This window comes from Jeotgalicoccus nanhaiensis, assembly GCF_015235105.1.
GTDB classification, from domain to species: domain Bacteria; phylum Bacillota; class Bacilli; order Staphylococcales; family Salinicoccaceae; genus Jeotgalicoccus; species Jeotgalicoccus nanhaiensis.
The window spans coordinates 269,728-294,020 of the sequence record NZ_JADGLW010000002.1 but is presented as its reverse complement, the minus strand read 5'-3'; the positions used below and the strand labels follow the sequence as shown (position 1 = coordinate 294,020).

General features: G+C 42.0%; 27 protein-coding genes. 4 read left to right on the top strand and 23 right to left on the bottom strand.

All coding sequences use genetic code 11. The features are described from left to right. Positions 1 to 20 precede the first annotated feature (20 nt). From IR135_RS03720 to IR135_RS03680, 9 genes are all read right to left on the bottom strand, one after another. Complete coding sequence (locus tag IR135_RS03720; protein ID WP_115884312.1) at positions 21 to 293, bottom strand: HU family DNA-binding protein; 273 nt, start codon at positions 291 to 293, stop codon at positions 21 to 23. A 116-nt stretch (positions 294 to 409) separates the two neighbouring features. After that, positions 410 to 1,129, bottom strand: coding sequence for a hypothetical protein (locus IR135_RS03715; protein WP_135096825.1), 720 nt, complete (start codon positions 1,127 to 1,129; stop codon positions 410 to 412). Then, the gene (locus IR135_RS03710) at positions 1,122 to 1,328 is read right to left on the bottom strand and encodes a DUF2768 family protein (RefSeq protein WP_194194244.1); all 207 of its coding nucleotides are present in this window, start codon (positions 1,326 to 1,328) and stop codon (positions 1,122 to 1,124) included. Before IR135_RS03710 ends, IR135_RS03715 begins: the two co-directional genes overlap by 8 nt. 14 nt (positions 1,329 to 1,342) lie before the next feature. Further along, a complete protein-coding gene (locus tag IR135_RS03705; RefSeq protein WP_135096823.1) occupies positions 1,343 to 2,395 on the bottom strand; it encodes an NAD(P)H-dependent glycerol-3-phosphate dehydrogenase in 1,053 nt (350 codons plus the stop codon). 16 nt (positions 2,396 to 2,411) lie between these two features. Further along, positions 2,412 to 3,725, bottom strand: a complete 1,314-nt coding sequence (gene der / locus IR135_RS03700) for a ribosome biogenesis GTPase Der (RefSeq protein WP_115884315.1) — start codon at positions 3,723 to 3,725, stop codon at positions 2,412 to 2,414. 91 nt (positions 3,726 to 3,816) lie between these two features. Then, the gene (rpsA, locus tag IR135_RS03695) at positions 3,817 to 5,067 is read right to left on the bottom strand and encodes a 30S ribosomal protein S1 (protein ID WP_135096821.1); all 1,251 of its coding nucleotides are present in this window, start codon (positions 5,065 to 5,067) and stop codon (positions 3,817 to 3,819) included. Between the two features lie 69 nt (positions 5,068 to 5,136). Further along, a complete protein-coding gene (locus tag IR135_RS03690; RefSeq protein WP_135096819.1) occupies positions 5,137 to 5,718 on the bottom strand; it encodes a lysophospholipid acyltransferase family protein in 582 nt (193 codons plus the stop codon). Continuing rightward, on the bottom strand, positions 5,719 to 6,372 hold the full coding sequence (gene cmk / locus IR135_RS03685) for a (d)CMP kinase (RefSeq protein WP_135096817.1): 654 nt from the start codon (positions 6,370 to 6,372) through the stop codon (positions 5,719 to 5,721). Between the two features lie 18 nt (positions 6,373 to 6,390). After that, entirely contained in the window at positions 6,391 to 7,434 is a 1,044-nt protein-coding gene (locus tag IR135_RS03680) for a LysM peptidoglycan-binding domain-containing protein (protein WP_167753354.1), read from the bottom strand. A 179-nt stretch (positions 7,435 to 7,613) separates the two neighbouring features. Here IR135_RS03680 and IR135_RS03675 point away from each other — a divergent pair, with 179 nt between their 5' ends. Further along, positions 7,614 to 7,868, top strand: coding sequence for a ferredoxin (locus IR135_RS03675; RefSeq protein WP_115884320.1), 255 nt, complete (start codon positions 7,614 to 7,616; stop codon positions 7,866 to 7,868). Between the two features lie 304 nt (positions 7,869 to 8,172). Here IR135_RS03675 and IR135_RS03670 read toward each other — a convergent pair whose 3' ends face one another. The 9 genes from IR135_RS03670 to IR135_RS03630 form a co-directional block, all read right to left on the bottom strand. Continuing rightward, the gene (locus IR135_RS03670) at positions 8,173 to 8,727 is read right to left on the bottom strand and encodes an ECF transporter S component (protein WP_115884321.1); all 555 of its coding nucleotides are present in this window, start codon (positions 8,725 to 8,727) and stop codon (positions 8,173 to 8,175) included. 15 nt (positions 8,728 to 8,742) lie between these two features. After that, positions 8,743 to 10,383 (bottom strand): sensor histidine kinase, encoded by a 1,641-nt coding sequence (locus tag IR135_RS03665; protein ID WP_228063403.1) that lies wholly within the window; start codon positions 10,381 to 10,383, stop codon positions 8,743 to 8,745. Positions 10,384 to 10,427: 44 nt separating this feature from the next. Beyond that, entirely contained in the window at positions 10,428 to 11,138 is a 711-nt protein-coding gene (locus IR135_RS03660) for a response regulator transcription factor (protein WP_135096811.1), read from the bottom strand. Positions 11,139 to 11,156: 18 nt separating this feature from the next. After that, positions 11,157 to 12,362 carry a c-type cytochrome biogenesis protein CcsB gene (gene ccsB / locus IR135_RS03655; RefSeq protein ID WP_135096809.1) on the bottom strand — a complete coding sequence of 402 codons (1,206 nt, stop codon included), beginning with the start codon at positions 12,360 to 12,362 and terminating at the stop codon, positions 11,157 to 11,159. A gap of 10 nt (positions 12,363 to 12,372) precedes the next feature. Beyond that, on the bottom strand, positions 12,373 to 14,010 hold the full coding sequence (locus IR135_RS03650) for a cytochrome c biogenesis protein ResB (protein ID WP_135096807.1): 1,638 nt from the start codon (positions 14,008 to 14,010) through the stop codon (positions 12,373 to 12,375). Positions 14,011 to 14,021: 11 nt separating this feature from the next. Continuing rightward, positions 14,022 to 14,552 carry a redoxin domain-containing protein gene (locus IR135_RS03645; protein WP_135096805.1) on the bottom strand — a complete coding sequence of 177 codons (531 nt, stop codon included), beginning with the start codon at positions 14,550 to 14,552 and terminating at the stop codon, positions 14,022 to 14,024. A 110-nt stretch (positions 14,553 to 14,662) separates the two neighbouring features. Continuing rightward, on the bottom strand, positions 14,663 to 15,385 hold the full coding sequence (locus IR135_RS03640) for a pseudouridine synthase (protein WP_135096803.1): 723 nt from the start codon (positions 15,383 to 15,385) through the stop codon (positions 14,663 to 14,665). Beyond that, a complete protein-coding gene (scpB, locus tag IR135_RS03635; protein WP_135096801.1) occupies positions 15,385 to 15,918 on the bottom strand; it encodes an SMC-Scp complex subunit ScpB in 534 nt (177 codons plus the stop codon). Before scpB ends, IR135_RS03640 begins: the two co-directional genes overlap by 1 nt. Positions 15,919 to 15,920: 2 nt before the next feature. Then, positions 15,921 to 16,631 carry a segregation and condensation protein A gene (locus tag IR135_RS03630; RefSeq protein ID WP_135096799.1) on the bottom strand — a complete coding sequence of 237 codons (711 nt, stop codon included), beginning with the start codon at positions 16,629 to 16,631 and terminating at the stop codon, positions 15,921 to 15,923. 21 nt (positions 16,632 to 16,652) lie between these two features. Between IR135_RS03630 and IR135_RS03625 the strand changes: the two genes are divergently transcribed. Further along, positions 16,653 to 17,198 carry a DUF309 domain-containing protein gene (locus tag IR135_RS03625; RefSeq protein WP_167753353.1) on the top strand — a complete coding sequence of 182 codons (546 nt, stop codon included), beginning with the start codon at positions 16,653 to 16,655 and terminating at the stop codon, positions 17,196 to 17,198. A gap of 766 nt (positions 17,199 to 17,964) precedes the next feature. Here the strand turns inward: IR135_RS03625 and deoB are convergent. The 4 genes from deoB to IR135_RS03605 form a co-directional block, all read right to left on the bottom strand. Beyond that, entirely contained in the window at positions 17,965 to 19,137 is a 1,173-nt protein-coding gene (deoB, locus tag IR135_RS03620) for a phosphopentomutase (protein WP_135096795.1), read from the bottom strand. A gap of 11 nt (positions 19,138 to 19,148) precedes the next feature. Then, positions 19,149 to 20,036: a site-specific tyrosine recombinase XerD gene (xerD, locus tag IR135_RS03615; RefSeq protein ID WP_135096793.1), complete on the bottom strand. Its 888-nt coding sequence runs from the start codon at positions 20,034 to 20,036 to the stop codon at positions 19,149 to 19,151. Beyond that, positions 20,029 to 20,487 (bottom strand): Fur family transcriptional regulator, encoded by a 459-nt coding sequence (locus IR135_RS03610; RefSeq protein ID WP_135096791.1) that lies wholly within the window; start codon positions 20,485 to 20,487, stop codon positions 20,029 to 20,031. The genes xerD and IR135_RS03610 overlap by 8 nt, the downstream gene beginning before the upstream one ends. 81 nt (positions 20,488 to 20,568) lie before the next feature. Beyond that, the gene (locus IR135_RS03605; protein ID WP_318272258.1) at positions 20,569 to 21,123 is read right to left on the bottom strand and encodes an NUDIX hydrolase; all 555 of its coding nucleotides are present in this window, start codon (positions 21,121 to 21,123) and stop codon (positions 20,569 to 20,571) included. A gap of 109 nt (positions 21,124 to 21,232) precedes the next feature. Between IR135_RS03605 and IR135_RS03600 the strand changes: the two genes are divergently transcribed. Beyond that, positions 21,233 to 22,177: an alpha/beta hydrolase gene (locus IR135_RS03600; RefSeq protein ID WP_135096789.1), complete on the top strand. Its 945-nt coding sequence runs from the start codon at positions 21,233 to 21,235 to the stop codon at positions 22,175 to 22,177. Here the strand turns inward: IR135_RS03600 and rnz are convergent. Beyond that, positions 22,128 to 23,054 (bottom strand): ribonuclease Z, encoded by a 927-nt coding sequence (rnz, locus tag IR135_RS03595; protein ID WP_135096787.1) that lies wholly within the window; start codon positions 23,052 to 23,054, stop codon positions 22,128 to 22,130. The genes IR135_RS03600 and rnz overlap by 50 nt on opposite strands. A gap of 105 nt (positions 23,055 to 23,159) precedes the next feature. Between rnz and IR135_RS03590 the strand changes: the two genes are divergently transcribed. Then, the gene (locus tag IR135_RS03590; RefSeq protein ID WP_135096785.1) at positions 23,160 to 24,005 is read left to right on the top strand and encodes a helix-turn-helix domain-containing protein; all 846 of its coding nucleotides are present in this window, start codon (positions 23,160 to 23,162) and stop codon (positions 24,003 to 24,005) included. Positions 24,006 to 24,293: the final 288 nt, after the last annotated feature.

Sequence of the window (24,293 nt, the reverse complement as noted above, 5' to 3'; positions counted from 1 at the left end):
TGTTAGGCCTAGTAGATAAATTATTTAACTGCGTCTTTAAGTGCTTTACCAGCTTTAAATGCAGGTACTTTAGATGCTGGAATTTCGATTTCTTCACCAGACTGCGGGTTGCGGCCTTTTCTTGCAGCACGGTCACGTACTTCAAAGTTGCCGAATCCGATTAACTGTACTTTTTCACCGTTTTGCAGTGAAGATTGAATTGATTCAAAAACTGCGTCTACTGCAGCTCCTGCTTCTTTTTTTGTAAGGTCAGCTTTGTCGCTGACAGCGTTGATTAAATCTGTCTTATTCATCTGATAGACCTCCTATAATCTGTATAATGATTTTATCATTATGTTTTGACTTTACCATACGGCCGTAGGGACTGCAACGGATTTAAACGTTTTTTACTTTAAAAAAAGGGCATAAATTAACTTTTATGCACACTCGTCATAAATATGGCTTCGTTATTCTCGTCAACTGTCATTTCAGGCGCATATATCGGCACTATCGGGGTAAGCTCATAAAGAACTTCACGGATATCCTCGCCCGTTTCAAATTCGAGTCCTTCGTTTTCAATCATCAGATTCAGATCATCTCTGTAATCGACGACAAATTCCTCACCGCCGCTGTAATAGACATTCAGCTCGCGTCCAGTATAAGGGCTGGTGACAGTCGGATTCTCAGCGAGATTGTAATGTTCCAGGTCAAGCTGATAAACGTTCGGACCAATCTGTTCTCCGAGTTCGACGTGCTCGCCCATACCGTTAATGCGGAGGCTCAGCGAACGCAGCTCTTCGATAATGGCAAGATCCGCAATTTTTACCGTCGGATTATCTTCTGCATCGAGTATAACATATTGAAAGTTCCCGCCGTTTTCGTACGCTGTTACCGGAATCTCACTTAAGTACTCAGGTACAATTCTGGTAAATTCAACCGGGTATTTTAAATACTCCGCAGAATCCTCAGTCGTTTTAATCGGCAGGATACCGCCTTCCTTTTCCCTGAAGTTTTCGACTGCGCTCTGCACGTTGTCTATATCGGTTTCAGGCGGAATATTGCTTCCTGCGCGCTCGTCGTCCGGATACATGCACCCGGTTAATACGAAGAGCGCCAGTGCTGCAGTTAAAATATAAGTCAGTTTACGCATGTGTGGATCCTCCGATAACTAAAATCATCAGGAGAAAAGCGAGTATTAAGAGCACCCACGCCACTAAAGAAACGATAACGCTGACAAAACGAATAGTAATAACAAATCTTGCCAGATATATTAAGACCGCCGCAAGTGCCATAAAGCCGATTGACACAAATGACACCCACATTAAGTCCATTCTTGAAATATCAAACATATATTTACCTCTAACTATTTACTATTTTTTATTTGACTCTCCAGTAATTGTTTCAAACCTTCTGATTCCGAAGTTTTTTCACGCTTCATCAGTGCAGTGAATGCTTCATCTTCGCTGATGCCGTTAAATAAGTAACCGTACAGAACTTTCGTAATCGGCATCTCAACATCGTGCTGTTCAGAAAGCTCATAAGCGGCTCTGGTCGTATTGACGCCTTCGACCACCATGCCCATTTGTTCTGTCGCTTCTTTAAGAGTTAATCCGCCTGCAAGCATCTGGCCGCAGCGGTAGTTTCTCGAGTGCTGGCTGGTCGCTGTAACAATCAGATCTCCCATTCCTGCCAGGCCGAGGAAGGTCAGCGGATTTGCCCCGAGTTTCGTACCGAGACGGGCGATTTCATGGAGTCCGCGTGTAATAACCGCAGCTTTAGGATTATCGCCGAAACCGTAACCTGCCAGTGCACCGACAGCGAGAGCAACTATATTTTTCAGCGCTCCTCCGATTTCCACTCCGACCATATCGTTATTAACGTATACTCTGAAATAATCCGTCATAAAGACATCCTGAATAATTTCAGCACCCTCTTCTGAAAGAGATGCTGTGCTGACAGTTGTCGGCTGCTTCAGAGCAACTTCTTCTGCATGGCTCGGTCCGCTGAGCACACAAATATCAGAGACACGTGCTTCATCGAATACTTCTTCGAGGACTTCCGAAACGCGTTTGTAGGTATTTAATTCAAGTCCTTTTGCTACATGTACTACAAGAACCTGTTTATTTAATTCTTCGAGGTATCCGTTTAAGTCGGACGCGACTGAACGCATCGCATTCACGGGTACCGCAAGCACTAAAAGTTCAGCATGTGCTGCAGCTTCTTTTAGTGATGCTGTTGCTGTAATAGTTTCAGACAGCTTGATATCTTTTAAATATCGGCTGTTGGTGTGTCTTTCATTTATTTCCTGGACAGTATCTTGATTTCTCCCGTACATCATTACTCGATTATTATTGTCATTTAAGACCATCGAGAGGCTTGTACCAAAACTACCTGTTCCAATGACTGAGATGTTCATATTGATACCCTACTTTCTAATTTCGTTTACGGCTGATAATGTGAATCGGCGTGCCGGTGAAATCAAAGGCTTTTCGCAGCTGATTTTCTATATACCGCCTGTAGCTGAAATGCATCAGCTCCACGTCGTTCACGAACAGGACGAAGGTCGGCGGGCCGACGCTCACCTGCGTACCGTAATAGATGCTCAAACGGCGGCCTGTTGAGTCTGTCGGCGTTGGATTCATGCTGACACTGTCTACAAGTACTTCGTTCAGTGTACTCGACTTTACGCGCATATGACTTGATGCGTACGCCTGTTGAATAAGCGGGAACAAAGTTTTAAGACGGACTTTAGTCATAGCAGAGACGAAAGTAATCGGTGCGTAGTCCAGATACTGGAAGTTCGATCTGATTTCCAGTTCAAATTTGCGCATTGTCTTTTCATCTTTTTCGACTGCATCCCATTTGTTGACGACAATTATAATCGCTCGGCCCGCTTCGTGTGCAAGACCTGCAATTCTTTTATCCTGTTCGCGGATGCCTTCCTCACCGTTCAGCACGACGAGAACAACATCGGAACGTTCAATCGCCCGGGTTGCACGGAGCACTGAATATTTTTCGGTTGCTTCATATACTTTACCGCGCTTTCTCATACCCGCTGTGTCGATTAAAGTGTACGGTTCATCTTCAAAAGTATACGCTGTATCGACCGCATCGCGCGTCGTGCCTGCTATATCGGAAACGATAACGCGCTCCTCGCCGAGAATAGCGTTGACCAGGCTGGATTTACCAACATTCGGACGGCCGATTAAAGATACTTTAATCGACGGATCTTCTTCGACTTCTGTTTCCAGATTTTTAAAGTGCTGGACGACTTCGTCGAGCGCATCTCCGAGTCCGAGACCGTGTGATCCGGATACCGGCCAGGGTTCTCCGAGCCCAAGCTGGTAAAACTCGTATATTTCACTGCGCATTTCATAGTTATCAATTTTGTTTACAGCAAGGACGACGGGTTTTTTTGACTTCTGTAAAATTCTCGCAACGAATAAATCATCGCTCGTCACACCGTCTCTGCCGTTCACAATCATTAAAATAACATCTGCTTCAAGAATTGCGATTTCCGCCTGCATTTTAATCTGCTGCTGAAACGGCTCATCTTTAATTTCAATACCGCCGGTATCAATTAAATTAAAAGTATAATTTAACCAGTCACCTTCGGCGTACAATCTGTCTCTTGTAACGCCCGGAGAATCTTCGACAATTGCCTTTCTTTCCCCGATAATTCTGTTAAAAAGTGTGGACTTGCCGACATTCGGCCGACCTACTACTGCTACTGTTGGTTTATACATTGTTACCCTCCCTGTATGCACATATATTTTAACACAAATAAAATAAAGAGCGATAGTATCATCGCTCTTTATTCATTAATGAGTTCTAATATTATAAGTCTAAGTTTTTAAAACGATCGCCGAACACGTCACCTAAAGTAGGTGCATCGTCTTCAGTATCATCAGTGTAAACGCGTGCGTTTTCTTCGCGCTTAGGCTGTTTTGATTTTGGCGGAGCAGATTCTAGAGCCTTGATTGACAGTGAAATCTTTTCGTTATCTTTGTCTAAGCCGATGATTTTCACTTCAATTTCCTGATCTTCTTTCAGTACATCGCCAGGTACATTTACATGTTCATGTGCAATTTCTGAAATGTGAACCAGTCCTTCAACACCAGGTTCTACTTCAACGAAAGCACCGAAGTCAACGAGACGTTTAACAGTTCCCGTCAGCACATCGCCTGTGCTGTGAGCATCGATAAACTTATTGAATGGTGATTCGCCGGCTTGTTTCACAGAAAGGCTGATGCGTTCCTCTTCAGGATTAACATCAAGAACTTTCACTTTAACTTTTTGTCCGATTTCAACTGCGTCTTCGACGCTGTTAACACGGCTGTAGCTCAGTTCTGAAATGTGTGCAAGACCGTCTGCACTGCCGATATTAATGAATGCACCGAAAGAAGTCGTACGTACAACTTCACCTTCGATAATGCTGCCGATCTCCAGGTTTTGAAGTTCTTCCTGGCGCTGTTTTGATTTCTCACCTTCAACGATGCGTTTGCGGTTAAGAATTACTCTGTTTTTCTCCTGATCGATATCTTCGACTTTAACTTCCAGAGTCTGACCGTTGAACTGTTCAAGGTCTTCAATATATTCATCAGAAAGAAGTGATGCGGGGATAAATCCTCTCACGCCGACGTCTAGTACAAGACCGGCCTTAACTGCTTCTACAACAGTACCTTCTAGCGTTGCATCAGCATCCTGTTTCTGTTTTAAATCTTCGTATGCTTTTTGTTCATCGAGCTTGCGGATTGAAATGATGATGTTTTTAGCATCATCTTCCACTTTGATAACTACTGCAGTGATTGAATCATCAAGTGCAATAATGTCATTCGGGTGCTCGATGCGTTTGTTTGTAAGCTGACTGATTGGAATTATGCCTTCGTAGTCAGAATCATCCACTTGAACTTTTACAAACTTGTCTTCGATGTTAAAGATTGTACCTGTTACCGTGTCACCAACTGCAAACGGACTGTTATCAGCCGTTTCAGTTTCATTCTGTAAATCTTCGCTGTTGTCAGGTGCATCGTTTACTTCTGTTTCTTCAATGTTTGATTCTTCGTTCTTAATGTCTTCTGTCGCCATGTGCTTGCCTCCAATTACTATACAGTGTATATAAATAACTTCTTACAATTCGTGTCTTTTGTCAAGTGATTATTCAGAAAATAGTAAATTGTTAAGATTTTCCTCTAATTTAAGCGTTAAATCTTTGCGTGTATTGCCTGCCTCTAAAAACTCTTTCGTATCGATCGGCTTGCCAAATACTATTGTAACACCTTTTTTTCGATTATACTCGCCTTTAATAATTACAGGCACAATCGGTGCTTCTGATTTGCTGGCGATAAAGCTCGCCCCCTGCTGAAGAGGCTGTAATTTTTTAACGTCTTCTTTATTGCGGCTGCCTTCCGGAAATATTAACAGACAGCGGTCTTCTTTTAATGCATTAATAGAAGTTTTCAGAGCAGCTCTGTCACTCTTCCCGCGGGATACGGGAATCGCGTTCAGGCTCGGGAATATTTTACCGATGACCGGCAGTTCGAATAATTCCGATTTTGCAAAGAATGACAGCTGGCGTTCCAGAGCGAGACCGATCAGCGGCGGATCGAAATCCGAAATATGATTTGAGACCAGCATAACCGGCCCCGATGATGGTACTCTGTCTTCGCCGATTACCGTTATTTTAAATCTTAATTTGTAATAGCATTTAACTAAAAACTTCGCACTTTCATATATCATTTACTGTACCTCCAGTTTATCTTCCGCCAGCTGAATTATCTTTGCTTCAGCTTCTTCAATCGACAGCTGACTCGTATCGAGAAGGACTGCGTCATGAGCCTGAACGAGCGGTGAAATTTCTCTCGTGCTGTCAATTTCATCGCGGCGGATGATTTCCGCAGTCAGTGTGGCTAAATCTATGTTGTTGCCGCGTGCAGTCTCTTCGAGCAGCCTGCGCTCTGCTCTGACTTCTGGAGAAGCCATCATAAAAACTTTCAAGTCCGCATCTGGCAGCACAGTCGTGCCGATATCCCTGCCGTCCATTACAACACTGCTCGTTCTGCTTATTTCACGCTGCATGTCAACGAGATATGTTCTGACCTCGCCGGCTGCCGCAACACGGCTGACGTTATTTGTAACTTCCGGCGAGCGGATTTCTTTTGAGACATCTTTATCATTTAAGTATACTTCGTCGTTGATGCCAAATGTAATGTGAATGTGCGAAGCGATATCTTTAATAATATCATCGCCGTGTTCAAGCACATACAAAGTAACTGCGCGGTACATTGCACCGGTATCGATATATAAAAATCCTAATTTTTTTGCGACGCGTTTTGCAATAGTACTCTTGCCGGCAGCAGCCGGCCCGTCAATTGCGATGCTGATGTGTGACATTTAATGGCCTACTTTCATTTACGGTATTATAAGTTCCTGTCCAACGGTCAGATTATCCGGAGTAACGCCGTTTGCTTCCATGATGCGCTGTACATTTTCTGCGCTGCCGTCGCCGTAGTACTGAATAGCAATACGGTATAAGTTATCTTCGGATGTGACGACGTGAGAAGCATTGGCGTTTTCTGTTTCATCTGAGTCGGAGTCTGTATCTGTTTCTGTATTTTCTTCCGTTTCGTTTTCTGTACTGTTATCTGCGGTTTCTGTGTCCGAATCAGTTTCTGAGTTTTCTTCCGACTCTTCCTCAGCTGGCTGATTCTCTTCCTCGGAACCGTCTTCCTTGCCGCGGATTGCGCTGAGCGCAGCTTCTTCAAGCTCTTGAAGTTCTTCCTGAGAGTAATTTGTTTCAATATTTTTTGCAGTTAAATCTTCATTGCGGTTTTCAGCCAGCCGTCTTTCGTGTTCTGCTTTCTGGGCTTCAAGTTCCTCGTTAAAAGCCTGTTCTTCTTCTGTCTCTTCACCGTCTGCGGTTTCTTCCGAAGTGTTTTCATCGGCCACCTGCATTTCATCGTTCAATGACGGCCAGAAATTCGAAAATATTAAAAATGCCAATAAGACTGTAATAGGAATTAAAACGAGTATGGCAAGTACCCAGGGAAGCATGCGTTTCTGTCCGCCGTCTTTCTTTTGTTCGGGCTTTTTATCAGCTGCTTTTGCAGCACCGATGCCTCCGAGTTTTTCTTTGGAAATTTTAATTTCATTGTTAATGCGCTGTTTATATGAGGATAACTTTCCTGCAAACAGCGCCTTGCCTTTTTCGGCATTTTCCCGGCTGAAGTACCCTTTCAGCTTATCTGTAAAATTATTATCTTTCGGCTGCTGTTTTTTCGGAGCTTTTTTCTCCGGCTGTTTACTGTCAGCAGCATCTTTAGTTTTATGACGCGCACTGCGGCTTAAAGTTTTGTGTTCTCGTTCTTCAGACTTTTTGTTACCTGCACTTGTTTTACCAGACTTCTCATCCTGTGCACGCTTATGGTTAATATCTTTGTAAAAATCATCTTTCATAGCGCATTCTCCTAGTAACTGCATTCTTGGTTTAATTATATATTGTTTGTATGGACATTTAAAGAGTAATCATACTTACGGTGGATTGTTAACAAATTCGATTTTTGTTCATTGATAAATTTTTGATTTTCTCTTAGTATTAGTTATGAACTAATCGTAAACGTTAAGAGGTGAAATATATGTGCGCAAAAAAGTACACAATTGTTGATCAAGATACTTGTATCGCATGCGGTGCATGTGGTGCTGCAGCACCAGATATATATGATTACGATGACGACGGCATTGCTTACGTCATTTTAGATGATAATAAAGGCGTTACGGCTGTGCCTGAGGACCTGCTTGAAGACATGGAAGACGCATTCGATGGCTGCCCGACAGACTCGATTAAAGTTGAGGATGCACCATTCGACGGCGATCCATTAAAATATGAATAAATTGATTTAAATATCAAGAACGGGATCATTGATTCCGTTCTTTTTTTGTCTGGAAAGAATTTACGGATTGAGCGCCTCCGAATAGCATCGCGCGGCCGCCGTTGTAAACCGGACGTCCTCGGATAACAACATCACTTCGCCGTTGTGAACCGAACGTCCTCGAATGACAACACCGTTAGGCCGTTGTAAACCGGACTGCTTCGAACAACAACACCATTCTCCCGTTGTAAACCAAAGCCAACACCTTAACCAGCTAAATACTCCTCCAAATAAAAAGTCACCCGGATATCCGGATGACTTTCATTTACTGTCTGTTCATCAGAACAGGAACCGCCTTTTTATAAATTACATAACAGATCAGACTTAAAATAATACCTTTAACAATGTTAAACGGAATAATTCCCGCTGTAATTACCGTACGGAGGTTATTGAAAATATCTGTCTGGTCGACGATCAGGCCGTATGCCGGCAGCAGTACGAAGTAGTTGAGTACCGCAAGGGCCAGCGTCAGCACGACAGTCCCCGCTATAAAGCCTGCAATCAAGCTTTTCGCTGTTTTTCGCTTGTAATAGAAAAAGTATACAGGCAGCAAAAATGAAAATGCAGCGAGCAGATTTGCTATCGGTCCGATTGGCTCACTTGCCATTAAAATGCTGTACAGCACTATTTTCATAATGATGATTAATGATCCGCCGATGCCTCCGAACAATATAAAACCGATAAAGGCCGGTATGTCGGATAAATCGAGCATTAAGAATGGCGGCAGAAAAGGCAGCGGAAATTGAATCAGCATCAGAATGAAGGCGAGTGCACTTAATATACTGATGTAAATAATTTTCCGAAGTCGCTGTCTGTCCAAATGGCTCATTCCCTTCTATTTTCTTGGCAGTTTAATAGTGAATACTGTACCTTCGCCGAAGATACTGTCTGCAGTAATCGTTCCGCCGTGTTTTTTAATAATATTGCTGACGATGTAAAGACCGAGACCGGTGCCGTGTTTTCCTCTTGTCCGTGCTTCATCGGCTTTATAGAATCGTTCAAATATATGTTTCAGATTCTCACGCTTAATACCTGTACCGGTGTCACGGACTTCGATGCTTACATAGTCTTCATTATCTTCTGCAACATTTATTGTAATCATATCTCCTCGTGATGTATAGCGTATTGCATTATCGATTAAGTTAGTAAAGACCTGATTCAGTTTATCGTAGTCAAACGGGAACTGCACCATCTCACTCCCGGCCTCTATAACCAGCTCAATATTGTTATCTTTCAGCTTATAATCAAAGCGCTGATGAAGTTCATCGAGCAGCATAGTAAAGTTCTGCTCTTTAATATCGTACAGCACATCATCAGAATCCATGCGGGCAATAATCAGCAGTTCACTGACCAGCTTGTTCATACGGTCGGATTCGTCTTTTATAATCGAGACCATTTCCTTAACTTCTTCGGGTTCGGTTACTATATCATCGAGCAGAGCTTCTGAATATCCGCTCAGCATCACCATCGGCGTTTTCAACTCATGAGAGACGCTCGAAATAAAGTCCGTCCGCATTTTTTCTGTATTATATTCATCCGTAATATCCCGGATGAGTACCGTGACCCCATTCTCTTCTTCAAGCGATTTAACTGGAGACATGGCAAGCTGCAGATGCAGATCTTCAATATCGAGCCGCTCGAGATGGTTTTCATCCGACCTCGAAACTTCTTTGATCAGCGACTTAAAGGATTCGAATTCTTCTTGATTCTGCTGGAACAGCTGATAATAACTCTGTCCCCTGTCATTAGAGTAGACAGGTTCTGCTGACGTATTAAAATATATAATTCCGTTCGACAGTGACGAAAAGACAGTTTCTCTTAAATTCTTTTCATGAGTCAGTTCTGTAATTGTATTTTTAATATTGTTATTCATCTTATTAAATGCCAGTGTCAGCTCGCCGATTTCATCTCTCGAGGTCACTTTAAGCTGGTTGTATTTCCCTCCTGCTGTTGAGAAGGATGAATTTTTTAAGGCTATCAGCGGTTTAGTAATTCTTGAGATTAAGAAAAACGCAAAGAAAGTTGTCATTAAGAAAAGAACCGCCGCGCTGATTATCAGAATAATTAAGACTGTTAAAAATGACTGGTTGAGACTGTCAAGATCACTGTATTTTATAATTGCTGTATCCGACTCGAAGAACTCGCTCAAATCAGACACCTTAACCATAAATTCCCGTTCGTTTATATCGTTGACGATAAAAGTGCTGGAAGTCAGATCAGAAGTAATAATTTCGCTGTATATTTCTTCAGCCATTTCGCTGTCGCCGGCAATGAAATGTCCATCGGAATAAATAATCAGGTTTTCTTCAGCTGAGAGGTACGAGTCGTTTAAATCAAGTGTATGCGTCGACAGCACTACATTTTCAATCCGGCTCAGTTCGTCTTCCAGGTGTTCTTCTGTACTGCTGAGCGCATAATTTCGGAAATAAAAACTCAAAATGATCGATAATATAATTAAAACTGTAGTTACTATCATTAAGATAGTAAACCACAGTTTAGTTACAACGCTGGAGAAAAAACTCATTTGTCATTAACCTCGAACTTATAGCCGATACCCCAGACTGTGTGAATCATCTGGCTTGCTTCCGGAGAAACTTTGTTCAGTTTCTCGCGGAGACGCTTAACGTGCGTATCGACTGTTCTTAAATCGCCGTAGAAGTCATAGTTCCACACTTCTTTCAGCAGTTCTTCCCGGTTAAATACTTTATCCGGACTCTTCGCTAAAAATAATAACAGCTCGTATTCTTTCGGTGTTAAATTAACCTTTTTGTCATCGGCGAGGACGCGATGAGCGTCGTTGTCGATAACAAGATGTTCGTACACGATCATATCTTTTGCTGATGAATCGTTCTCGATAAAGGCCGTTTCAGAAGAACGGCGCAAGATTGCTTTTACTCTCAGCACGACTTCGCGGGGCGAGAACGGCTTCACGATATAATCGTCAGCACCGACTTCAAGTCCCTCGACACGGTCAGCTTCTTCACCTTTTGCTGTCAGCATAATAACGGGTGTTGATTTTTCCTTGCGCAGTTCTTTTGCGACTTCAATCCCGTTCATTTCCGGCATCATCAAATCGAGAAGAATACAGTGGAAATCATTGTTTAATGCAAGCTCCAGTGCTTCTCTGCCGTCTCCTGCTTCAGTAATTTCATACCCTTCTCTTGTCAGGTACAAGTTAAGCAATTTACGAATACGTTCTTCATCATCGACTAATAATATTTTTTCTGCCATAATTACCCTCTTTTCATATTATGCGTAGGAATGCAGGCCGGCTACAATTAAGTTAATCGCAATCAGGTTAAACAGAATAAGAATGAACCCGCCTACGGCTAACCATGCAGACTTTTCGCCTTCATAACCGCGGTTTAAGCGGAGGTGAAGGAAGATTGTATAGAACATAAATGTAATGAAGGCCCACGTTTCTTTCGGGTCCCAGCCCCAGAATCTGCTCCACGCAATCTGAGCCCAGATTGCAGCGAAGAAGATACCTCCGAGTGCAAACAGCGGGAATCCGATAATAACAGATCGGTAGCCTATTTCATCCATCAGCGCAAGGTCGGCTTTTTTAGTTAAAGGTTTAACCAGTGAAAACAGACGTTTTCTAATAATCAGACGTACAATTCCATACGTAATCAAACCGATAATAATCGACCATACTACTGTATTTAAAGTATGTGCTTTAATAACCGGAGGCAGGTCAATTCCAAGGTGGAAGTGGTCGACAGGCTCATATTCATTGTTGCCTACGTGCTCTACCGGTATTGCATCATTGTAATTAATCAGGCTTGGAAGATGGTATTCAGCAATAACCTGCTGGCCCTGCTGGTCGGTATAGTAGAACTCATCATTGTAGCCGATAATGTTCTGCATAAATACCGTTGTCACCATATACATTACAACAGTCAGAATCGCTATCATGACTGCTTCCAGCCAGCGTGCGCGCCATGAATTTTCATCTGCAGGAATAGCTTTTATTAAATAGATCAGTCCTGCAACTGCACTCATGGACAGTATACCATAAGACAAGGTAACAGTAATAACGTGAATAGCCAGCCAGTTACTCTGTAATGCCGGTATCAGAGGTTGAACGTCTGTTGAGAACAGACTGCCGTATCCGAGAAGGAGCAGTGAAACCGGAATGGCGAACAGACCGAACACCTTCGTTTTGAAATAATGATAGGTAATTAAAAATCCGCCGATCAGCATAATAGAGAACATCGCTATAAATTCATACATGTTTGAGACCGGCGCGTGGCCCGTTGCGAGCCAGCGCATTATAAAGTAAGCCAGTTCAAGTATAAACGCGATTACAATCATCCAGATTGCAAGTTTTTCATATTTTTTCGATTCTGATTTTGATTTAATACTTATGCCGAGCGGTAAAAGTGCAATCAGCAGTATAAGAAACGCAATAAATATAAATGTGTTACTGAGTGATAAAAAGGTTGATTCCATAATTTAAACACTATCCTTTCATCTTGTCATTTTCCTCTTTTTCCTGTTTATCGAATACTTCGGGAAGGTCGTAGGATGCAAGTGCTGCATTCATTTCTTTCTTCAGTCCGAAGTAGTTTTTGTTAGTGTGAGCGGCTATCTTCATCGTGTCGCCTTCTGCATTAATCCAAATTCTGCGGTGATTAATGTATGACCCGATAAATAATCCGATGAGGAAAATCACAAATCCGGTTGCAATAATCGGCATTGATAAATCTTTTTTCAATGTCAGTACACTCGCCATATGCTCTTCGGCTTCGACGAATTTAATACTGTATTCGTTATCCTGTGTAATATCCGTTGAATTCATAATCTGCAGCAGACTGAGTTCCGAAGTATCTCCTGCTGCGACTTCAAAGACGAAGGCCGGATTTGTAGGAACCGGTGTTTCGGATATCAATGTTCCATTTTCATCGATTTCTAAAAAGTCGGGAGAATAAGCTTTCATGTTAATCGTAATATCTTCAGTTATTTCATAGCTGTCTGCCGGATCATCGAGACCGACTGTGAAGTTCTCGCCGAGTACATTGCCTTCTGAATCTTCAAGCCTGAATGTCATCGATTTCATTTGCGAGTTGTCGTAACTTGACTGATACAGCTCGTAATCGTCAAAGTAATACGGGTGGTTCACGCGGATACTGTAATTTTCTATTTCTTCAAGATCCGGTGATGAACCGACGATATCTGCTGTTTTGTTCTCAAACATCGTAATATCTGTCTGGAAGTTGCTGATTGTCATCTCCATATTGTTCTGCAGTGACTGATCAAAAACCGTGCCGGCATCTTCATCGTATGTATCCAGCGTGAAACCGTCGTTACGCATGTAATACTGTCCGTCGGTAGTCGGTATGCTTACTGTCTCGCCTTCCTGTGCGTAAATGATTTCATCAATGTATACACCGGGGAAGAATCTCAGCATACTTCCTGCAAGCAGAATAATCAGCCCTGTATGGTTAATGTAAGGGCCCCATCTTGACAGCCGGCCTTTTTCAAGGAGATAGTGGTCACCGTCAGTTTTTAATTTATATTTTTTGTTTTCAAATGTCTCGGCAAGTGCTTGAGCATTTTCATTTGATTCATATTCTTTAAATAAACGCTGGCGCTTGAAAAATGAAGCGTGTTTTTTGGCACGCTGATTTTTTAATGACTTGTACAGCGGGACTCCTCTGTCGACACTCGCTGCAATCAGACTGAGGGCAAGGAGCCCCATCAGCAGCACGAACCACCATGATGAATAAAGCTGCGTAAAGCCGAGTTTGTAGTATAAGGTACCGAATGTACCGTACTGTTCTGTATAGTGCTGCAGCGGGTCTGCACCGATTGGAATAAAGTATTCCTGAGGCAAGATTGTTCCGATAGCAGCGGCTATTGCGATTATCGCAATGATTCCTACGCCGACTTTAATGGAGGTGAAAAAGTTCCATATCTTATCGAAAATACTTTGTGAACGTACCTTTGAACGCACTGCACTACCGTCATAGCGCATCAGGTCTTTAATTTTTTTCTTGTCGTAATCTTCATTGATCATCTTACCGCAGGACTGGCACAGCTGGGTGCCCGGAGGGTTTACATGACCGCAATGATTACATTTAATTTCCTTGAGTTCCATATTAGGTCATCCTATTCCAGAGATTCATCTATAAATGCGTAGATATCCTCTTTAGTCAGTTGATATTCCTGTTTTTTAACGACGACACCTTCTTTATTAACAGCGACAGTCGTCGGCAGTGGTCCGATATTATAAGCTTTCGTTACACTGCGGTTTGGATCCAATGCTATCGGATAATCGAGATCTTCAGATAATCCCGAAAGAAACTGCTCAATCTGCTGCTTGTTTTCAGAAACGTTCACAGCAATAATTTCATAATCCTCATGACCTTCGTTATACACCTGGTTCATTTCCGGCATTTCTTCGCGGCATGGTTTGCACCATGTTCCCCAGAAGTTCAAAATAACGCCGTTTTCGGCAGTTAATTCAGACAGCTGAATTTCTTCACCGTCCAGTGTCTCCAGTTTAAAATCCACTGCCTCGTCTCCGACATTGACAGTTTGAGAGCCGTCCCTCAAATTTAAATAAAGTGTAATGCCGAGCAAAGCGGCGATTGTAATAATTGTACCTGTACGAATAATTTTTCTAGTTCCTTTTTTCAACGTCAGGCCCCTTTCCACATTAATATAAACCGCAATAAAATGCGTACGCAGCACCAATTATAACACTACACATTTTGTTGCGGTTTGACAGTATTATGACATTTAAACGCTTACTTCTTACTGTTCGCAATCAACTTTTTGACTTCATGAGGCTTCAGGAAACGGTAGTCGCCCTCTTTTAAGCCGTCGAGTGTCAGGAAGTCGAAACGGATGCGTGTCAGCTTTGTGACATTTAAACCGAAATGTTCAAACATTCTTCTCACCTGACGGTTGCGTCCTTCATGAATTGTAATTTCCAAAATCATATCTTTGCCGCCCTTGTCGCGGATAACTTTTAAATCGCAAGGTGCAGTTTTGCCGTCGTCGAGTCTGATGCCCCGGCGCATTTCATCCTGCTGATGGCGGAGTAAGATTCCGTCTGTTTTAACTCTGTATGTTTTCTTCATTTCGAATTTCGGGTGTGTCATAAGCTGGGTAAACTCACCGTCGTTCGTAACGAGCAAAAGCCCTGAAGTATCGTAGTCGAGCCGGCCTACTGGATAAAGACGCGCGTCGATATCGTGAAAAGCGTCTATCACTGTATCGCGCTTTTTATCGTCTTCTGCAGCAGAGATTTCACCTGCCGGCTTGTAGTATAAAATATGGACCGGCTCTTCTTTGGTCAGCTGCACGCCGTCGACAGTAACCTGATCTTTGTCAGTCACTTGAAGTCCGAGTTCAGTAACTTTCTTGCCGTTAACGAAAACGCGGCCCTCTTCTATTAGTGTGTCCGCTTTTCGCCGTGAAGTAATGCCTGCATCTGCAATTTTTTTATTTAACCGTGTAGTTTTCATTAATTTTGCTCCTTTAAGCTATTGAAGAACAAGTCGATTTCTTCCTGTTCTGCTATCATATCATCTGCCGGCAGGTCATCTAAAGATTCCAGACCGAATATTTCCAAAAAGCTTTGAGTGGTTTCGAAATGCTGAGCGCGTTCGTCACTAATATTTTTCTTTTTCACCAGCCCTTTATTGACCAGTGTTGCAATTGGACCGTCCGACTGAATGCCGCGAACGCTTTCTATGCCGTTCCTTGAAATCGGCTGATTGTAGGCAATTATTGCAAGCACTTCAAGCGCCGCCTGGGATAACTTCTTCGCCGGCCGGTCAGCGAGTACTCTTTTAATATATTTCTCCATATTATCCGTCGTTTTTAAAAAGTACATGTCGCCGTGACGGGTAATTGTTAAATGTTCTTTATCGTATTTTTTCACTTCGGCCTCAAGCTGCATTTTAGTAATCGGCACGTGCATCATCAGTGCTTCTTCACTTAAACCGAGGTCGCCGGCAATATATAATAAACCTTCAATGATGTTTATTTTTTCCAAATCTAAGCCAACCTTTCGAGCTCAAAATCATCTTCATCGATGCGTGTAATCTGATAGAGATTTTGACTGATATAATCTAGTATAGTAATAAATACTTGCACTACTTTGCTGCGGGGTTCATCGAAAGTAAGAAGCTCGGTCATTTTTAAAGATTTTCTGTCTTTAAATTTCGAGGCGATAAAAGTCACTGCCTGTTCCTTCGTATAAACTTCGCGCTGCACGACGACATAGGACTCTTCGTTAAGAGAGACGCGCGACTTTACTTTGCTGTAGACCTCAAGCAAGTCGTGAAGACTCAGCTCGAGAGTGCCGGAATCTTCGTCCTCATCTTCGAAAGCATGCGGTGCTTTGGTGAACTGGAGACTGTTCTCCGCTTTCAGCTTATTCAATTCTTCAGCATATAATTTATAATTTTGATATTCTATTAGCTGGGACATCAGCTGCTCGCGCGGATCTTCATAATCATCATCGGGCATGGGGGGTTCCGGCAGCAGCATGTGGCTTTTAATTTTCACAAGCTCGCTCGCCATAACGAGATAATCGCTTGCAACGTTGAGCTCAAGTTCTTTCATCTGATTAATATATTCCATATACTGCTCAGTGAGCATTTTCATCGGAATATCGTAAATATCGATTTCAAGTTCTTTAATCAAATGAAGCAGCAGATCGAGCGGTCCTTCAAAAACATCTAATTTCACTTTATAAGCAGTCATTACAAAACCTCAATTTCAGGAGTGATACGTATCGATAAAAAAATACTGTTACAATTCTTTAACGAATTAATTATAAAGCAAGATTACTTCGAATGCCATGAAATCATGGAAGATGCATGGAAAGACAAGGGTGACTTTACGAAAGAAGACGCTGAAGTGTTCTTCGTGCTGATCGTGACCGGTGAATACCATTACCGAAGAGACAATATTATCGGCGCAGCGACATCTTATAAACGCGCGCTGAAACTTTACGGGAAACACGAGTATGATATGACAGCATTCGGTTTTACTGAGGAGTTGATCAGCCTACTTCAGGAACGCTACCAGCATCTGGCAGATACACCCTTTAAACCGTTGAATTTTCCGGTTCTAAACTGGGTATACGAGTCTCTTTATGAGATGCATCAGGATGAGTATGAATCGTACAGCGCATTTACTCTGGATATTTTAGAACGCTTTGAAAAAGATGAAGAAATAGTCCATAGACACCGGCTGCGCGACCGCGAAGATGTAATTGAAGCGCGGCTCGAGGCGCTGAACCGGAAACTGGAACAGCGGAAGGAATGAGTATGGTGCCTGTTTTGATGTGAAGACGCATAATTGTCTCAATGTGAGATGTTCAATGAGACAAATGTATATAATCATCCCATTGCGTCTTGTTCTTTGGAACCAAAGCTTTTTATCGCCTCAATGAACATGTCCTTCATACGGTCGAACATAAGTTATCAGCCTGATGTGACATTTTCATTTGGTCGATAAACGAATATTATGCTGGAGAGTCGATTTTGGACTCTCTTTTTTGATGAGAAATTTTATTATGGGTTAAAATCTGCTCTCATGTATACGTATCCTCTTATGCATATACATGAGCAACCCTCATGCCTACGATAATCAGTTTGCATATACATGAGCAACCCTCATGCCTACGATAATCAGATTGCATATACATGAGACCCCCTCATGCCTACGATTGTCAGCTTGCATATACGTGAGCAACCCTCATGCCAACGATAATCAGATTGCATATACATGAGACCCCCTCATGCCAACGATAATCAGTTTGCATATACATGAGACCCCCTCATGCCAACGATAATCAGTTTGCATATACATGAGCAACCCTCATGCCTACGATTGTCAGATTGCATATACATGAGACCTCCCTGCTGCCCTCTGAAAACAAAAAACAGCCCAAACACCTTAAAATAAAGGTGTTCAGACCGTTTATCCATCTTTCTTATTTAACTTAAACAACAAATATCCAATAGATGAATCCCCATATAATACTCATAAGGAGGATGCCGAAAAAGATAATGTATTTTGCTTTATTCATTTATTTTAATTCCTTTAAGAAACTCTGGCCGTGTGTTTCGTAGTCCACACCGAAGTTTTCAGCAATTGTTGCTGCGATGTTGCTGAAGGTGCCGCATTGGTTAATCTCGCCAAAGTCCAGGTCTTTGCCTGTCGTGATTAAAAGCGGAACATATTCTCTCGTGTGGTCTGTCCCCGTATAAGTAGGATCATTTCCGTGATCTGCTGTAATAATTAAAAGATCGTCTTCTGTCAGTTTGCCGGTAAGTTCAGGCAGTCTGTCGTCAAATGCTTTTAAGGCATTGCTGTAGCCCTCAGGATCGCGGCGGTGACCGTATTCCGCGTCAAAGTCCACCAGATTCAGGAATGATAACCCGTTAAAGTCGCGGTCCATGACCTGCAGAAGCTTATCGACTCCGTCATCGTTATTTTTCGTACGGACTGCATCTGTGATTCCGCTGCCTGTAAAGATATCGTTAATCTTGCCGATTGCGATAACATCTTTGCCATCATCTTTAAGCGCGTCCAGCACAGTTTTGCCGAATGGTTTCAGTGCATAGTCATGACGGTTTTCGGTACGCTTAAATTCACCTTTTTTAGAACCGACAAACGGACGTGCAATAACACGGCCGACTAAAAACTCAGGGTCTTTTGTCATTTCGCGTACTTTTTCACAGATTTCGTAAATTTCCTCGAGTGGAATAACTTCTTCATTCGCTGCGATTTGAAGAACAGGGTCGTTTGATGTGTATATAATCAGATCTCCTGTTTCCATCTGATGCTCACCGTATTCTTCGATAATATCGGTACCGCTCGCCGGTTTGTTGCCGACGATGCCGCGTCCTGTTGCTTCGGTGATTTTTTCCAGCAGTTCATCTGAAAATCCGTCAGGATAGACTTTGAAAGCTGTATCGATATTCAGACCGGCAATTTCCCAGTGCCCGGTCATCGTATCTTTACCTTTCGATACTTCCTGCATCTTGGTATAAAAACCTGTTGTATTTTCAGTTTTTTCAACACCCGGCAGTGCTTCGATATTGCCTAGCCCGAGTTTCGCGAGATTCGGCAGCGTATTCGGATGTGCTTCCAGCGTATGTTTTAAAGTATGTGTACCGACGTCTCCGAAATCTTCAGCATCAGGAGCTTCCCCGATGCCGACAGAATCGAGAACGATTAAATGAATTTTTTTGTACATAATAAATTTACCTACTTTCTTGGATGGAACTGCTTGTACATTTCTCTGATTTTGCTTGCAGAGATTTGTGTGTACACCTGCGTTGTGGATATATCGGAATGACCGAGCATTTCCTGAACCGCGCGGAGATCTGCGCCGTTCTCAATTAAATGCGTGGCAAAAGAATGCCGGAATGTGTGCGGCGTAATATTTTTATTGATGCCGCTGATCAGCACATACTTTTTAATGGTCTTCCATAATCCCTGACGGGTGAAACCTTTACCTCTGTTCGTAAGAAACAGTATATCAGTATTTTCATGCTTTAATAATGTTAAACGCTGATTTTTTATATAATTATTTAATTTATCTGCAACATATTCGGTCGTCGGAACAATTCTTTCTTTATCACCCTTGCCGTATACACGAATAAAACCCATGTCCAGATTCAAGTCGCTGAGCTTTAAATTAATCAGTTCACTGACTCTGAGTCCGCTCGCGTACAGCAGTTCCATTATTGCGTTGTCGCGTATGCCCTGGGCAGTCGAATCAGGTGAATGCAGCAGCGTTTCCATTTCTTCAACGGACAGCACAACCGGCAGCTCGCGTTCTTCTTTCGGCGTATTGAGCCGGAGCGCAGGATTCGTCTCGATTACCTGCTCGAGCTGCAAAAACTGATGGAAATTTCTGAGCGTCGACTGGATACGTCTGATGGTTTTGTTGCTTTTGCCGCCGAGCGATAAAAACTGTAAAAATGTTACGAGGATTTCTGTCGTAATCTGGTCGACACCCGTAACATTTTCATCAGTTAAATATTGACTGTATTGTTTTAAATCCTGTTTGTATGATGATATCGATGCATCGCTTAAACCTCTTTCGATTTTCAGATAGGTCAAGTATTCATCGATATAACGGTTAAGCATCTGTGCTTCCTTCTTTCCCTTTGCATAACTTGCAGACACCGTGGAAAGTTAAACGGTGGTCGATGATTTCGAAATTAAAATCGCGAGCAACGATTTTTTCAACATCGGTCAGTAAATCTTCTTCGATTTCTTCCACCGAGCCGCAATGTATGCAAATTAAATGATGATGAAAGTGCTGGGCACCTTCTTTTCTGAGGTCGTATCTTGAAACGCCGTCGCCAAAATTAACCTTATCGAGTACATTCAATTCGTTTAAGAGCTCGAGCGTACGGTAGACTGTTGCCAGTCCGATTTCCGGGTATTTATCTTTTACTTTCATAAAAACATCTTCAGCACTCAAATGAGAGCTCTCATTTTCAAGCAGCACTCTCACAGTGACTTCCCGCTGTGGAGTTAGTTTATACCGAGCATCGTGCAATGCTTCTTTAATGCGCTCAATTCTTTTTTCCACAACTGCACCTTCTAACTTTCATAATCTTATTGATAACAATTATACATAACTTCTCAGTATTTTAAAAGTTATTTATAATAATTACAAATAACCTCTGGACAGAAGCACATGGTGGACAGCAACTAGTGTTTTACCGTCTCTGAACTGGCCGTTATGCATTTTCTCTTTTAATTCTGTCAGCGGAATTTTAACGATATCTAAAAATTCGTCATCTTCCAATTGAGAATCACCAAAGGAAACTTCTTTTGCTTCATATAAATGAATCAATTCATTTGAGAATCCGGGAGAAACATAAAATTCATACAGTTTTTTAATATCGCCGGACTCCCCGCCGATTTCTTCTTTCAGTTCTTTTTTCACTGTGTCATCGGGATGCTCATCAATTTCAATTTTTCCTGCCGGCACTTCCAGCAGTACTTCTTCAGTTGAAATTCTAAACTGTTTGACGAAATACATACATTCACTGCCCGTCGCAATAACAGCGACTGCACCTTTGTGGTAAACGACTTCTCTGTATGCTTCATTGCCGTTCGGCAATTCCACGGCCAGTTTTTTGACGTCGATTATTTTACCATCATATATATCTTCTTTAGAACGTGTCTTCTCTATTAAATGTTCGTTAGAAATATTAATCACCGCTTTTCAATAATTATATTAAATATATCACATTAAGTTGTAAAAATAACGATTTGAAATTTTTATACAGGTGATATAATAATGGTTGTTATAAGAATGGAGGATCACAATGAAAAGTTTTTCCAAATGGCTTGCCGCCCTCTTCATGTCGGCAGCTGTGATGTTTATATCGCTCGGCTACTTTGCTTCGAGCCAGATTATGTTTTTTAAACTGAGAGACGTTGAAATTATTAAACGCCGCGAAACGCGTGCAAAACGGATGAATATGGAAGAGTACGAGCAGCTTCCTAAAGACATCGTAAACGTACCGTCAAGATTCGGCTATGATATCAGCGCCTCCTTCATTTACCCGAATGAGACAAACAAATGGATAGTTATTTGCCACGGCGTATCCGAAAACAAGCTGAGTTCAACCAAATACGTCAATTTATTTAAAGATATGGGCTTTAACTGTGTTGTTTACGATGCGCGCCGTCACGGCGACTCAGGCGGTGTCGATTCAACTTACGGCTTTTACGAGAAGTTTGACCTTGAAACAGTTATTGAATACCTCCTCGACAATTACGGTGATGATATTGAATTCGGGGTGCATGGTGAATCCATGGGTGCCGCAACCACGCTGCTGTATGCGGGCGAACTGTCGAACAAAGCAAAATTTTATATATCAGACGCATCTTTTGCGAAGTTCAGAGATCAGCTCGCGCATATCTATACTTCGTATTCCCGGGTTGCATCACCGGTAGTACTGCTGTTCACCTATGTTTTCCTGAAATTAAGAAGCAAGTTCAGCTTGTACCACGTATCACCGGTTAAAGTTGTCGATAAAATAGAACAGCCCGTTCTGTTTATTCATTCGAAACGGGATTCATTTATTCCCTACGAAGCAAGCATCGAGCTCTATAACAAGAAAAAAGGACCGAAAGAACAGTGGTATCCGGAGCGCGGCAATCACGTAGAAAGCTACAACCGCAATCCGAAACAGTACCGTCAGACGGTCGCCGATTTTATTTCACGTTACGCGGGATGGGAAGTTCAAAATAGTCATAAGCAATAACTGCGCGGCCTTCAAGCAAGGCTGCGACTTCTTTAATATCCTCATCAGTATAGCGGCTGCTTATATGCACAATTAAGAGCTCTTTGTAATTAATATCTTTAAAAGTATCCAGCACCTGATTAACTTCCGAATGGAAATAATCATGTGCTTTTTCTCTTTCATTTTTTAAAAATGTAGCTTCGTGAACAACGAGGTCAGAGTTGCGGATTAGATTCAAATACTCCTCATCACTGTTTAATCGTGTATCTCCGTGCACTGTAATCTTGCGTCCTCTTATCGTTTCTCCGATAAAATCCGCCGACTTATACACTGTATTATCGACAATGAAAGTTTCAGCCGACTTAATCTCTCCATAAACAGGGCCTGGTTTTAAGCCGATTTCGCGGAGTTTATCCGTCTGAAGCTCTCCTATTTTGTCATCTTCTTTAAAGATGTAACCAAAAGAATCAATGCCGTGTGATAAGGGCAGCACATGAACATCAAAATTGTTCAGCCGAATATTCATATGAGCCTCTACTTCGATGATTTCAAGCGGATAATTGAGTGTGCTCTCAGAAATACGGAAAGTCGTCTCCAACCATTCACAAAGACCCGCAGGTCCATAAATTTTAAGAGGAATTCCTTCCCCGCCCTGAAAAGCTCTCGACGATAAAAATCCGGGAAGACCGAAAATATGATCGCCGTGCAGATGCGTTATAAATATATTTTTTATCTTAGATGGTTTAATATGAGTATGAAGGATGCGGTGCTGCAGAGCCTCACCGGCATCGATTAAAATATATTCATTGTATTCAAGCACGCAGTCAATGACAAAACTCTGCGTATTTCTATCTTTAGACGGCAGCCCTGCTCCCGACCCCAAAACAGTAAATTTCATTTCGACACCTCGTTAATTAATTGTTTTATTATATCATATAATCAGTTGTGTTTTTTACCCGCGGGTGGAATAATAAATAAGAGTACATTAAGTATAGGTGATGACATGGAAACGATCAGATTTGTAGAAAGATTTATCGTATATATAGAAGACCACCTCAGAGAAAATATAGATTTTGGTGAGGTTTTGGAAAATATGGGCGTGGAACAGAAATCATTTATGACGATATTTACTTCGCTCGTTGGAATGACACCATCCCAGTATCAGGAAAAACGATGTATGACGGAAATTGCCTACGAAGTTTACCAGGGGCACAGACGCCTCGTTGATATTACTAAATATTACGGTTACCGCGATATTGATGCTTTCAAAAAAGTATACAGGAGAACCTTCGGTATTCCAGTGCATGAAACAGAACGTCATATTAAAAAGATGGATCTGCTGGATTATATTTCCTTTGAAGTGGTGCCGACGAAAAAACCGAAATATCCTTCTTACAGAAGCTTTGTCGAAAGCTTTCGGCTGATTGGCATTGCTCAGTATTTTGATATTAACTCATATCAGCCCGACTATAAATACAAGTTTCTAAAAATTCTTGAGCGCGATGGACTGATCGATGAAATCTTAAGATACAACGACGGTTTTGTAAAAGGAATCTTTGTCCAGGAGCGGTTTATCGACGGAGAAATGGAAATCTTCGTCGGGACGGCAAGCTATCAGCACACCCCCTTTGACGAAACTTTTACCGAATCGATGAACTATGAAATATTTGAAACATCCGGCGACCCGGGTGCTGCCATCGATAAAGTGTACGAATATATATTCAGAAGATGGCATTTCCGTGAAGATGTTAATATGACATGTGACTTTTCACTCGAATTAATTAAACCTACTTATTCCTTTGAAGACCCCGGAACAAAAATCCAGGTGTGGCAGGCTTTAGATGAATAATTGATGAAACCCGCTGAAAATCTTATGATTTTTAGCGGGTTTTGTTGTTGTACGACTCAAGCCGGTTCCTTTATGCGGTTGATTATTGTTTATCAGCCTGAGGTGAGTGGCAGCAAGCGGTTCTCATGTATACGTATTTCCGTTTACGTAGGTATGACGGAATCTCATATATACGTAAACCTTTAATCGTAGTCATGAACAAGCCTCACGCCTATGTATCTCTTTTTGCATATACATGATGAGTCTTCATGCACACGTATAAACATTTGCATATACATGAGGAAGTCT